Origin of the sequence: Bacteroides graminisolvens (genome assembly GCF_963666085.1) — a bacterium.
GTDB classification, from domain to species: Bacteria; Bacteroidota; Bacteroidia; order Bacteroidales; family Bacteroidaceae; genus Bacteroides; species Bacteroides graminisolvens.
The window spans coordinates 2,034,282-2,046,747 of sequence record NZ_OY762556.1 but is presented as its reverse complement, the minus strand read 5'-3'; the positions used below and the strand labels follow the sequence as shown (position 1 = coordinate 2,046,747).

Below are 12,466 nucleotides of genomic sequence, written 5' to 3'. Positions count from 1 at the left end.
TATCATAAAAGGTTTTCCTTTTTTTGAATTCTTTGAAGCAAGCTACATACCACCAAATAGTGAAACGGACGAATCAGAGCGAAATAAACCCTACCCAGCAAGTTATGATACAAAACCATAGTGGAGCATTTAATAACATAAAGTCCATTGGCAGATGGCTTGCAATAAACAGAACACCAAGCCTCCAAATGTTTATCAGTACCGAACAGCAGTATTTCATTTTCCGTGTACTCCAACACTTGCAGAAAGCCACATTTATCACCTTTTTTGATATCGGCGTTAGGTTCAGCGTAATACGTATCTGTTGACAAACCAAAAGGCTTAACCAACACACTCCGGATTTTATAAAGCCAATCTATCCACCTAGGATTAGCAAAAAACAGTTCCAGGCAACTTTTCATTGATATGCCGTGATTGAATGGGCCTACCTCATAACACTCTTTGTAGTCAACGTTTCTGGAAACCTCGTAAGCAAAAGAGGATTCATCAATTTCAATTTTTCTCATACACCTATCATTAGTTATTTTGCCACAAAGATGCATCAGTCGCAATCCGTTCCCAAATTTAGTTCATGAACGGGCTAAATTCGGTGATGAAACTCATCGTGTCATTCAGGCATAACCCTTTTAACTTCATGAATTCTGCCAACGGATACTTGTACAGGTGTCGTTTTGGCCTCATAAAAAGTATGAAATAAAGTATCACCAAGTATCACCAACCTTGCAACGGATTGATTATCAGTTTTTTAAGTGTGACACTTGGCTAAAAAAAAGCCTCACCAAGTATCACCAAGTATCACCAACTTTTTTGGTGATGATTCCTTATAAGCATACAGCTGTTTATTGTTTGTATATAAGGCTTTTCGTTGGTTCCTTTATGTATTTATTTTGCGGATTGGCTATTTTCGTTACATTCGAAACACCGCGGTTTGTGCCCTAATAATAACCTGATAAAAGAACCACAATGATTTGGAATTGACAGGATAATGTATTATCTTTGTACTTATAAGCTTATAGTATATTCAAATTATTATAGGCGCAAAGGCAGGAGTTCGTACTCTTGCCTTTTTTTATGCCTTGACGATTTATGATTGCATTCACACGGTGTCTCGCGCCGGTTTGCACGGTAGCAAAAGGCTCCTGAGCAACCGTGTTATGGCCGTAAGACGGTTGCTCACGACCCAAAAGACGGTTTATGATTTAAAATTGCTGGTTATCTTTTTGAAAAAGTTGGTTATGTTTTTCAAAAAGTTGGTTATGTTTTACCAAAGTCTTGCTGCTCCTTGTTGCTTCCCTGTTTACTCGTTAATAATATATAAAACTGCTCTTGACAAGATTTGCCTGATTCATGATCTCAAGGGGTATATTTGTAAAATTAGTTCTACTCGTTTAAATATATAATAATAAGAAGGATATTGGGTATGATTTAGAAATTCAAGATTCCCCTCACAAAGGTTAGTTTGGTCTATTTTGAGGAGTTCTGTTTTTATAACTTATGGTAGATGAATGGGGGTTGCTGTTCATTGGTTTTGTTCTTTGTTTATCGTAAGCAATCGGTCAATTCCGTATTGCCAGGCCGGATTTCCATTTAAGATGTCATAGTTTCATCTCAAAGATAGTATATAGTGAATGCTCAGTAGAAATGCAGAAAAAAAATACAACTATAATATTGGCTGGCGAGTATACACAAACGAATACGTAGATATATTATGTTGTCATCAGCCATGCTCTATCATGGGAATCAATTCTAAGTCTAAGTGGAACAAGGCCTTAGAAAAGAGCTTACGAAGTATCTTTTGAGCCAAATTTTGTTCAAATCGTTTTCGTGCCGAAAATTACGGCTTTTATCCCCGTGAGCCTATTCGGCTTCATTTTCGATACAAAAACGTTGTAAATCAAAAATAAAAGCATAAATTCGTCATATAAATAACAAACGAGATAATATGAAAGACAACTATCAGAGAAATATCCAATTAAGATGCGCAACTTGCGGAGGAGAAGATTTTAGCATCAATGAAAACAGCTCTTATCTTAAATGTAATTTGTGCAATCGAGAATATTTTGGTGGATATGACGAATTAGTCAAATTCAACCAGGAAAATATCAATGAGAGTGTTGATGGTATAAAAAATGAAGTTCAAGATGATTTGCAAAAGGAATTGTCAGATATGTTCAAGAAAGCCTTCAAAGGAAATAAGAATATAAAATTCAAATGAAATGGATATTATAAGCATAGCTTTATCGGCATTCGCAATTGTATTGACAATTGCAATGTATTTTAAACATGATAAGCGATTGAAAAAACAAGAAGAAAAACTAAATGCTTATCAGTTGAAAAAGATTAATGAAGAGGAATCTGAAAATAGAAAAGCTCTGATAAGAGGCAATATTGTAAAGGGGAACAAAGGTAGTCGGGTGCTAAAGGTATTCAATTCAGGAAAGGCTATTGCTCGTAATATTAGAGTTGAATATTTGGGCGATATGGAAAATATCATTCCAAGAGACGACCACTTTCCTTATGAGTTGTTAAATCCACAAGATAACTCCGAAATATTCTTATTGCTATCAGAAGGAGCATCTAAGTTAAATATCAAACTCATTTGGGATGATGACTTTAAGCATGACAATGAATTGATTCAAGTTTTGACTCTTTGATAACCGAAAAACTATTTATGCAATGAAAACATATATTGAGTATTTAAGCGAAATAAACAAGGATGAGATTTTAAAAGGATTGTTAGCTCATGGACTTTTTGCAGATAAAATACCGCCAATCTTGAGCGGAGAATCTTTCTATGACTATTTTATAAAACTAGGGAAGCCCACGTTCGAGAAAAAAGGCAAAGATTATATCAGATATGAAAGCATGCGAAATATAAACATCCCAAGATTATTATCCATTCCTAATCCATTCGTATATGCTAATTTATGCAATTGTATCTCTTGTAATTGGGTAAATTTGCAGTCCTTTTTTAATAAACAGCTAACGGCTCAAACTCATAAAGTAAGCAGAATCCATTTGCGAAAGATGAAAGATAAAGAATCTCTATTTGAAATGAATTATAATCATTCTGACAATGACAAAGACCCCTGCGAGGATATAATGATAAAAAAACGATATCGGGTCGAAGCTGATATTTCTAATTGTTTTCCGAGTATTTATTCTCATTCTATTGCTTGGGCTATATTGGGAAAAAAGCTTGCAAAAGAGAAAAGAGATGCAGGAGAATGGTGTAATGAGTTGGACTTGTTTGTCCGAAATATCAAGAACGAAGAAACTAATGGTATCTTAATTGGACCGCATTCATCTAACTTGATTTCAGAAATAATTTTATTATCAGTAGATAATAAATTGTGGAAGCATGGATATAGATATATTCGCAATATTGATGACTACACCTGCTATGTCAGTTCATATGAAGAAGCTGAGACTTTTTTGTTAGATTTATCGAAAGAATTGAAAGAATATGAACTTAGCCTCAATCACAAAAAAACCAAAATAGTAAGTCTACCTATTCCGTCAGATTCAAGTTGGATTAATAAGTTGAATAATTTTTATTTCGGAGAAGAATACTCAAAAGAAAAAAAGCAAGTTCTGAGATTGAAACGTCTTAGAGCATTTCTTGATTTAGCAATTGAACTTGCCTTAGAAAATAATAATACCGCTATTTTAAATTATGCCATAAAAGTTATTGCATCAAAATATTTAGGGAAAGACGCATTAGACTATTATGTAAAGCAGATACATCATTTATTGTTATTGTTCCCATATTTAGTTCATCTAATGGATGAGTATGTCTTTGATCGATTTGAATTGAATATTGATTTAAAAAAACAGATAGGAGCTGATTTATATGAAATAGGCATAAGCCGAAGACTGTACGAAGCATGTAGTTTCCCTATTTATTGGTCAATTAAGTACAATTATAAATTTAAAGAAAAGCAGATTCTTAAAAATGCAAAAGATAGCAATGATTGTATTTTTTTATTAATGACTTTTTTGAGAATGAGAATAGATAAAAATGCTGACGGAATAAAAAAACTAAAAAAAATAGCAAAAGACTTATCGGTAGCCGAATTTGATAGGTATTGGCTATTCGTTTACGAAACTCTGTCGGAGAGTGATATTAGCGGAGAGTACAAGGCTATAAAGCGAGAAAAAATCTCATTTATAAAGAGTGATATATTAGCAAAAATCTGATTTTTTATAACATGTAAAATTTGACACGCATGACTTTTCTGTAGAAAATTCACCAAAGCATCCGCCCCTATTTGCATCTCTTAAAATTAGAAAGCTCCGAAAGTATTGATTTTCAATAACTTTAGAGCTTTCCTTAAGGTTCTTTGCGAGTTTATTGTTTGATTTACTGATAGTTGCAATGATTAGCTGAAGACCTCCCTTTCTAGCAAGAAAGATGGATTTAGAAAATCCGACTTATCACAACTTATCATAGCTTATCAAAAATTTAATCCTTGTTTTAATCCTTTTGTCTAATAAGAAATCAGTCTTCTTCTTTTTCTTCTTCAACTATTTGATACATTTGTTGATTCTGAAAATCAGAAAATTGACTATTAACATAAAAAAGAGAAGGCATATGTCGTTCATCACTTTCTAATATTGAGGCAATAATACTGCCTTTCAAACCTTCATCATATTGTTTAAATGAGCTCCAATCTCTTTCATATCCTTTAATAAGATTGATTGGCAATCTGAATTTGAAATATGTCCCATCTTCCTTTATCAAAAACCATCGGTTACGACCATCATTATCTATTACTGAAACAATATCTACTATGGATAACTGTTTTAAGAGTTCTTCCCATGTTACATTTTGTTTCAAAAAAGTTATTTCATCAGATGGCTTTAACGATATGACAAAATCAATTAATCTTCTATATTTCAATACACCCTTGCCTATTTCCTTTCCCTTGTCAGTACTTATTGTTGATAGTATTAAAGATTTAAGGTCTTGTACACTTTCTAAGAGTAAGCTGGATTGTATCTTTTCATTTTTAGATTTACGTTGTTCCTTAAGCATTCTTTGGAATTGTGCAGACCATTGTTTCCTTAAAATATCCTCTATATCAGAAATTTTTGAATATTCAAAAATACTATTATTAAAATTTCTATGTTTCAAGAAATTAATAAATTCAAAAACGTACATTGCCGTTTCCTTTTTATCAATGGAAGGAAATATAATTCTATCAATAAAATCTTTATCTTTATTTTTTTCATATAGCAGATGGTCATTCATTACTTTGCTGTCTACAAAAGCATAGATAGGTATATTGGATTCAATTGCCCGCAATATCTCCATTTGAGTTATTGATATTCTATCAGGGTTTTCTAATATTGTTGAACTCTTAGATGCTGCCTTCAGTCTATCAAAATCTATACTATTGACTGCTTGAGGTACTGCTTTCCCACCAAATCTTGAACCTATGATTAGTATTATTACATCCGAATTCGGTATTTCAGAAATGCAACTCTCATGCGTATGAGTGCTTGGATCAAATAATATATCATTATATTCACTCATAATAGGCTCATGTCCCAAGTTAGAAATAAACCCTCTTAACTCAGAACGAATTATACTCAAATCATAACAAGTTGATGATATAAAGACTTTTAATGCTGCCATATATGTGATTTACTAAGTTTGAATTATGCAAAGTTAAATAAAGGACACTGATTCTTAGCCATTTTAGCCAAAAAGATTAAGATATTTCTGTAATGTAGGTCTGCTATCCTGTGATTTTCTTCAAGGGGCCAAAGAATTACGGAGATTTTGCCATTGTAGCGTTTCTGTCAAGAACGTGGATTTAGAAAATTCAATCTATCATTACTTATCGTAATCTGAAAGAATTTAATCCTTGTCTATTACCTTATACGATGGGTTGTGTCTAACTTTCTATGTATATAAGAAAGCATAGATAATGTTTCAAGTGCATCCTGTTCTGTAATTGACCAATGGATTTTTGCTTCATGAGCTGTTGGGTTTCTAATCATACTAACCAAGCCTTCGCAAATCATTTTAAATCCTTCCTGCTCATTTCTTTCAGAACTCGTTTGAAAATTATTTATTATGATGTATGGAGCAGTTAATTGAAATGCTTGTTGAATTAAAGCTCTTCCATCAGTAGAGAGGCAAGAAATCTCTCGAACTCGGACTAAAATACTCTTAATTGATTCTTGTACAGCATGAAAATAATCATTGTATTTTTATTAAAAAGAATAAGATTAAGCCTATTTCATAGTGATCTTTTTATAAACAAGGAACTACAATCTAGACTGTGCTAGTAAATAAGAACATCAACTTTACTAACACAGTTTTTTTACTTCATAAAAACAATTATAAAAATATCAAAAAGTATTGGAACAGCTAAAATTGAGCAAAAAGAATCGCACACATTTTTCTACACTTTTGAAAGAATACAATTAAGCCATAATAGACAAATACCTCTGCAAAGCTACTATCTCTGCTTCAACAACCAATTGCTGAAAGTCTTCTGTGAAATGCTCTGTATGTGACTTCTCCAACGCCTTGTAATAGCCTACTTTTGCATCGTTACTACCTTTCAGTGTTATAATAACATAGCCATTTCGAAGAAGGTATAAGTTCATCAATAAACGAGAGGTACGGCCATTGCCATCTATAAACGGGTGGATTCGTACCAGCTCATCATGCAGATAAGCGGCTACAAGAACTGGATGTACCTTCTCTTCTTCCATCTGCTTAAACCGGATCATAAAATCTTCCATTTGTTTCTCTATTAGATACGGTTGCGGTGGCATATATGTACTACCAGAAATCATAACGGGAACAGTACGATACCTGCCGGCATTCTCACGATCTATCCCATGAAGAATAAGGGAATGTATTTCTTTAATGGTGCGTTCGTTTATCTCTATATCCCGTTTAGCAATATCCTTAATGTAGTTGATAGCTTCGGTATGATTGATTGCTTCCAGATGTTCGCGCATAGACTTTCCTGAAATTGTAACCCCTTCGTTTACAACAAGAGCAGTTTCTTGCAAGGTAAGAGTATTGCCTTCTATACGATTACTTTCGTACGTATATTCAATATCCAAAGCATCCTGAATCTTCCTCAGCGCTTCTCCGGGCAATGGACGCAAAGTTGATAGCTGCTCTTTGAGCACATCTACTTCTATCAGCAACTTCTTTATATTTTCATTCATAGTCATTCTATTTCTTTAATTCGCTCAATCTGCCTATCAAGAAAATAATCAGCGTAACTGCTATAATCTTCTGTTTCATAAAAAGCAATCAATGCTTTTCTATATTTAAGGATATCAGCATCTTTTGCTGAATAGACGGGAATAATATCTGCATTCATCAAAGCCACGCTCTCAATCATTCTGGCAGTACGTTTGTTGCCATCAATAAAGGGCTGCAAACGAGCAAGATTACAATGCAAAAACACGGCTCGTTCTAACGGATTAACATACTCTTCTTGTTGAAACAGTATTTCGTTCAATTTACTTTTTATCTCTTGCTGATTCTTTGGGGGAGTATAAAGAGTGCCACTAATACGAACAGCACGTGTTCTTAATGAGCCCGACTCTTCATTAGAAACCAAACCGGTAGAAATAAATTGATGTATACGAAAAAGAGTTGCCTCGTTTATGATTTCTTGATTTTGGAATTTATGAATATATTCCAATTCAGAAGTAAAAGCGTTGTAGAGGTTTTTAAGCATCTTGGCATCTTCATATCTTTTTTCAGAAGTGATGCCGTCTTTCAGTAATGCTTCTGTTTCAACATAAGTATAGGTGTTTCCTTCTATTTTTCCTGAATAATAGCACCACAGCACTGCCAAGTCCTTTATCTCAGCGGAATAAAGTTCTGATAACTTTGCTAAAGGACTTTCCAATATAAAGATAGCCTTTTTACGCTGTTCATCGTTGAATACTGGTCCCATACAGCATAAAATTTAGAGTTTTCCATGTTGCTTCTCAAAGGCCATTTCAGTCCTTTAAAAAGAAAAAGCTTCAAAACCATCTATTACAGGTAGTTTTGAAGCTTTTTGTGAGGTTCCTGGCGGATTCGAACCGCCGTAGACGGTTTTGCAGACCGCTACCTAGCCACTCGGTCAAGGAACCGTTTTTCTCTATTGCGGTGCAAAGGTAGCACTTTTTATGAAACTTCCAAACTATCCGCAGCAATTTTTCTTTGGAGGTGCCTGGTTTTCCTTGCACTCCTTCTTCTTCTTATCCATCAAATCTCTTAATTCACAACCACTTGTGCAATTGTCACAAGGACTATTGCTGCTTTGCGAGCGACGAAAAAAAAGATAGATGCGCCGGGATACCTCTGCAAAACAGAGGCCCACTAGCAGTATAACGATCCAATATTGCCAATTCATACTATTAAACTTCCTACTTGATAAACAACAAAAGCCACTCCCCACGCCAATCCCGTGGTATAAAAGGCCGCAAACAAAGCCCACTTCCAACTTCCGGATTCTTGCTTAATGGCTACCAGTGTAGCAATGCAAGGGAAGTAAAGCAGCACAAAAAGCATATAGCAATAAGCTACTAAGGGGGTAATAGGAATGCGTTCGCCCAGACTAACACCGTCAGCATCGGCATCATTGGTATAAAGCACTCCCAGAGTACTGACTACCAACTCTTTCGCTCCCATACCCGAGAACAGACCGATACTTAGTTTCCAGTCAAAACCCAAGGGCTCCAAAACCGGTTCAACCACTTTCCCTATCTGACCGATATAGGAATTTTCTTGTTGTTCCGCCTGCGTATCGTAGTTTTCATGACTGGGGTAATAACCCAAAAACCATATAATAATAGAAGCAATCATAATGATGCCTCCCATTTTCTTGAGGTATTGCTCTCCTTTACTCCACGTGTGGCGCATAATGGCTTTCAACGTGGGCATGCGGTAAGGCGGAAGTTCCATCACAAAGGGTGTATCATTTCCTTTAACCAAAAAACGGCTGAAGATTCGGGCAATTACCACTGCCAGGAAGATACCCACCAAGTAAATACTGAAAAGTACCAAACCTGCAGAATGCGGAAAGAAAGCGCCTACCAACACCAAGTATATGGGCAAACGTGCACTACACGACATCAACGGATTAACCAACATCGTGATAATGCGGCTTTTCCGGTTCTCAATGGTTCGCGTTGCCATCACTGCCGGCACGTTACAGCCAAATCCCATCAACAAAGGAATAAATGACTTGCCGTGAAGCCCCATCTTGTGCATAATCTTATCCATAATAAATGCAGCACGAGCCATGTAGCCTGAATCTTCCATCAACGAAATACAGAAATACAGAATCAGAATGTTGGGCAGAAATACGATAACACCTCCTACCCCGCCTATGATGCCGTCAATCAACATGTCTTTCAGAGGTCCTTCACCCATGTTGTTTTGTATGAGCGTGCCCAACGATGCAACCATCCATTCAATAGCCATCATCGGATATTCGCCCAGCACAAAAGTACTTTCGAACATGAGATACATAAACAGCAAAAACAACGGATACCCCCACACGCGATGCGTTACAATGGAATCGAGCACTTTCGTAAATTGCTGTTGTTCCTGATGGCTATCCGTAAAGGTTTCTTTCAAGGCGCCACTGATGAAGCCATATTTGGCATCCATAATTGCCGATTCGCTATCTTCATTGAGCGTTGCATTAATCTGTCGTGCCGCCTTATCTCGCTTACGAATTATTTCGCCTGCGTTGGGTAACGTTTGAATGACTTTTTCTATTTCGCGATCGTTTTCCAACAATTTAATGGAGAGAAAACGGGTTGAGTATTTGTGACGGATCGATTCGTTCTTCGAGACTTCCTCCTTTACATAAGCAATCGCTTTCTCCAAATCGGCTCCGTGGTTGATGTGAATATGCCTGAACACATTTTGATGAGGTTTTTCCTGCTTCACATAGTCTTCCATGTGTTCTTCATGGTTGTTCTCGTCAACATGAGCCCGATGCCAATCTTGTAATTCCTTGGCAACCTCAGGATTTATATTTCCTTTCTTATCGAGAAAATCAGCTCCTTCATACAAGTTGATAATGATGTGGAAAAGGCGGTCTATCCCCTTTTGTTTCTTGCAAACCGTTGGCACCATAGGCACACCAAAAAGTTTGCTCAGCAAATGATGGTCGAGTTTGTTGCCGCTTGCTTCCAGTTCATCATACATATTAAGCGCAATGACCATGCGCACATTCATATCAATGAGTTGTGTGGTAAGGTAGAGGTTTCTCTCTAGATTCGACGCATCGACCACATTGATGATAACGTCAGGGGTTTCATCAATAATGTGGCGTCTCACATATAGCTCTTCGGGAGTATAGGCTGAGAGTGAATAAGTTCCGGGTAAATCGACTATTTTAAAATGGTAACCTTCAAAATCAAAATAGCCTTCTTTGGCATCAACCGTCACACCGCTATAGTTCCCCACATGTTCATGGGCACCGGATGCCAAATTAAACAGAGATGTTTTGCCGCAATTAGGGTTACCCACCAAAGCTACGTTGATGGTACGGCGTTTACCCAAAGCTAATTTCTTGAGCTTCTCTTCAGAGCGAAAGGTATCTTCGGAAATCGTGCCTAACAATTGGTCACGTTGAAAGCCTCTGCAGTCAAATCGAAACGGATTATCACGCCTGAAACTTGCATGTTGGTGGTAATGAAACCTGGGCGCAAGGGGATGAAGAGCATTTACACAATGCATTCTTCTTCGTCTGTGCCTGCGTTCAAGCCGCAAGCCGCGTGCTTCTTCCTCTGTGAGTACCTCAACCATCTCGGCTTCTTGCCTGCGCAAAGAAACTTCGTAGCCCAGAACTTTATATTTTATAGGATCTTTCAAAGGGGCATTCAGCATGACTTCCACGGTTTTTCCTTTGATAAAGCCCATCTCGATGATACGCTTGCGAAAACCGCCGTGCCCTAATACCTTAATGATAACTCCCTTTTCTCCTGTTTTGAGTTCGGATAAACGCATACCTAATTCCTTCAAAAACTTAATGTGGGCAAAGATAGAGCATAAGTTGCTTTGAAACAAATTATTTAGATTGTTTTTAAATAGCATTGAAGCAATCTTTATCAATTCAAAAGAATTATATTTGCACTATGTTAATGAAAAAGGTTAAGGAGTTCATCGAGAAAGAAGATTTGTTTTCTAAACAGGACAAAATTCTCGTTGCGCTGAGTGGCGGTGCCGACTCGGTAGCGTTAACCCGTATATTGATCACATTGGGCTATCATTGTGAAGCTGCTCATTGTAATTTTGAACTGAGAGGTGAGGAATCTGACAGAGACGAGGATTTCGTACGCAACTTTTGCCGGTCTTTGAACATCAAGTGTCATTCCATTCACTTCGAGACGCGTCGGTATGCTGCTCAACAAAGTATTTCCATTGAGATGGCTGCCCGGGAATTGCGGTATAATTGGTTTTCCAAAATCCGCGAGGAGTCAACATGTAGTGTAGTTGCCGTCGCTCATCACAAGGATGATAGCGTTGAGACCATGTTGCTCAATTTGATTCGTGGCACGGGCATCAATGGTTTATTGGGCATCCGACCGAAAAATGGAAACGTAGTGCGTCCCTTACTTTGCGCTTCACGCCAGGAGGTGGTGGAATATCTGCACCGCATGAATCAGACTTATGTTACCGACAGTACGAATCTGGAGGATGAATACACGCGTAACAAAATCCGTTTGAATCTCCTGCCTTTAATGGAAGAGATTAACCCTTCGGTGAAAGACGGATTAATCAAAACATCCTCTTACCTGAACGATATTTCAAAGATTTACCAACAGGCCATCAAAGAAAGCATAGACCGTATCTTTATAACTCCCGGAAAAGAAATCAGCATTGAGAAATTAATGAATGAGCCTGCTCCTCAGGCTTTACTATTCGAAGTATTGTTTCCGCTGGGGTTCAACTCTACGCAGGTTGAGGAGGTATACGGGTCACTGAACGGACAGCCGGGTAAACGGTTTATAAGCAGCCAGTGGCAGGTAGTGAAAGACAGAGAGTTTCTTTTGATTGAAAGAGTGAAAACGGCCAACAATAAACCAGAAATTATTTTTGAAGAAGTTCTTCTCACCAAAGAATTCGTCATACCCAAGGATAAAAACACAGCCTGCTTTGACGCCAACAAATTCAAAGGGGTTATTTCCATCAGGAAATGGGAGAAAGGCGATTATTTCATTCCTTTTGGTATGAAGGGGAAAAAACTAGTTAGCGACTTCATGACTGACAGTAAGTTCTCATTGCTCAAAAAGGAGCAGCAGTGGGTATTATCTTGCAATGATCAGATAGCTTGGCTTATCGGTGAAAGAACCGACAATCGCTTCCGTATTGACGACTCCACCCAAAAAGTAATAATAGCCAAACTAGGGAAACAAGAGTAATTTTATCGGTTTGCCAATAAAATAGGCTTAAAAAAGGGCTTAAAACTCTCCT

At 37.0% G+C, this 12,466-nt stretch carries 10 protein-coding genes, 1 tRNA gene and 1 pseudogene; 4 read left to right on the top strand and 8 right to left on the bottom strand.

Annotated features, from left to right (window positions below; translation table 11 throughout):
• Nucleotides 1-2: 2 nt before the first annotated feature.
• Nucleotides 3-506 carry a DUF2867 domain-containing protein gene (locus ACKPCE_RS08400; protein ID WP_319504836.1) on the bottom strand — a complete coding sequence of 168 codons (504 nt, stop codon included), beginning with the start codon at nucleotides 504-506 and terminating at the stop codon, nucleotides 3-5.
• 1,436 nt (nucleotides 507-1,942) lie between these two features.
• Here ACKPCE_RS08400 and ACKPCE_RS08395 point away from each other — a divergent pair.
• Genes ACKPCE_RS08395 through ACKPCE_RS08385 form a run of 3 tightly spaced genes read left to right on the top strand, consistent with a single transcriptional unit; the run spans nucleotide 1,943 to nucleotide 4,200 of the window.
• Nucleotides 1,943-2,215: an ECs_2282 family putative zinc-binding protein gene (locus ACKPCE_RS08395; RefSeq protein WP_319504835.1), complete on the top strand. Its 273-nt coding sequence runs from the start codon at nucleotides 1,943-1,945 to the stop codon at nucleotides 2,213-2,215.
• Between the two features lies 1 nt (nucleotide 2,216).
• Nucleotides 2,217-2,654 carry a hypothetical protein gene (locus ACKPCE_RS08390; RefSeq protein ID WP_319504834.1) on the top strand — a complete coding sequence of 146 codons (438 nt, stop codon included), beginning with the start codon at nucleotides 2,217-2,219 and terminating at the stop codon, nucleotides 2,652-2,654.
• 22 nt (nucleotides 2,655-2,676) lie between these two features.
• Nucleotides 2,677-4,200, top strand: coding sequence for an RNA-directed DNA polymerase (locus ACKPCE_RS08385; RefSeq protein WP_319504833.1), 1,524 nt, complete (start codon nucleotides 2,677-2,679; stop codon nucleotides 4,198-4,200).
• Nucleotides 4,201-4,501: 301 nt separating this feature from the next.
• On the opposite strand, the gene ACKPCE_RS08380 is transcribed toward ACKPCE_RS08385, so the two are convergent.
• From ACKPCE_RS08380 to feoB, 7 genes and pseudogenes are all read right to left on the bottom strand, one after another.
• Nucleotides 4,502-5,641, bottom strand: coding sequence for a DUF4062 domain-containing protein (locus tag ACKPCE_RS08380; protein WP_319504832.1), 1,140 nt, complete (start codon nucleotides 5,639-5,641; stop codon nucleotides 4,502-4,504).
• Nucleotides 5,642-5,880: 239 nt separating this feature from the next.
• A pseudogene (locus ACKPCE_RS08375) lies at nucleotides 5,881-6,204 on the bottom strand (TIGR02391 family protein); the annotation flags it as partial.
• A gap of 234 nt (nucleotides 6,205-6,438) precedes the next feature.
• Nucleotides 6,439-7,200, bottom strand: a complete 762-nt coding sequence (locus ACKPCE_RS08370; RefSeq protein ID WP_319504831.1) for a Fic family protein — start codon at nucleotides 7,198-7,200, stop codon at nucleotides 6,439-6,441.
• Between the two features lie 2 nt (nucleotides 7,201-7,202).
• A complete protein-coding gene (locus tag ACKPCE_RS08365; RefSeq protein ID WP_319504830.1) occupies nucleotides 7,203-7,943 on the bottom strand; it encodes a Fic family protein in 741 nt (246 codons plus the stop codon).
• A gap of 110 nt (nucleotides 7,944-8,053) precedes the next feature.
• Nucleotides 8,054-8,124: transfer RNA gene (locus ACKPCE_RS08360), tRNA-Cys, on the bottom strand.
• Nucleotides 8,125-8,174: 50 nt separating this feature from the next.
• A complete protein-coding gene (locus ACKPCE_RS08355) occupies nucleotides 8,175-8,387 on the bottom strand; it encodes a hypothetical protein (RefSeq protein ID WP_407654959.1) in 213 nt (70 codons plus the stop codon).
• Nucleotides 8,384-10,999, bottom strand: a complete 2,616-nt coding sequence (gene feoB, locus ACKPCE_RS08350) for a ferrous iron transport protein B (protein ID WP_407655030.1) — start codon at nucleotides 10,997-10,999, stop codon at nucleotides 8,384-8,386. Before feoB ends, ACKPCE_RS08355 begins: the two co-directional genes overlap by 4 nt.
• Nucleotides 11,000-11,127: 128 nt before the next feature.
• On the opposite strand from feoB, the gene tilS reads away from it, so the two are divergent.
• On the top strand, nucleotides 11,128-12,414 hold the full coding sequence (gene tilS / locus ACKPCE_RS08345) for a tRNA lysidine(34) synthetase TilS (protein ID WP_319504829.1): 1,287 nt from the start codon (nucleotides 11,128-11,130) through the stop codon (nucleotides 12,412-12,414).
• Nucleotides 12,415-12,466: the final 52 nt, after the last annotated feature.

Bases quoted from the DNA above. Each gene is read 5' to 3' on its own strand.
- ACKPCE_RS08400 (WP_319504836.1), bottom strand. From the start codon at position 506: ATGAGAAAAATTGAAATTGATGAATCCTCTTTTGCTTACGAGGTTTCC.
- ACKPCE_RS08395 (WP_319504835.1), top strand. From the start codon at position 1,943: ATGAAAGACAACTATCAGAGAAATATCCAATTAAGATGCGCAACTTGC.
- ACKPCE_RS08390 (WP_319504834.1), top strand. From the start codon at position 2,217: ATGGATATTATAAGCATAGCTTTATCGGCATTCGCAATTGTATTGACA.
- ACKPCE_RS08385 (WP_319504833.1), top strand. From the start codon at position 2,677: ATGAAAACATATATTGAGTATTTAAGCGAAATAAACAAGGATGAGATT.
- ACKPCE_RS08380 (WP_319504832.1), bottom strand. From the start codon at position 5,641: ATGGCAGCATTAAAAGTCTTTATATCATCAACTTGTTATGATTTGAGT.
- ACKPCE_RS08370 (WP_319504831.1), bottom strand. From the start codon at position 7,200: ATGAATGAAAATATAAAGAAGTTGCTGATAGAAGTAGATGTGCTCAAA.
- ACKPCE_RS08365 (WP_319504830.1), bottom strand. From the start codon at position 7,943: ATGGGACCAGTATTCAACGATGAACAGCGTAAAAAGGCTATCTTTATA.
- ACKPCE_RS08355 (WP_407654959.1), bottom strand. From the start codon at position 8,387: ATGAATTGGCAATATTGGATCGTTATACTGCTAGTGGGCCTCTGTTTT.
- feoB (WP_407655030.1), bottom strand. From the start codon at position 10,999: ATGCGTTTATCCGAACTCAAAACAGGAGAAAAGGGAGTTATCATTAAG.
- tilS (WP_319504829.1), top strand. From the start codon at position 11,128: ATGTTAATGAAAAAGGTTAAGGAGTTCATCGAGAAAGAAGATTTGTTT.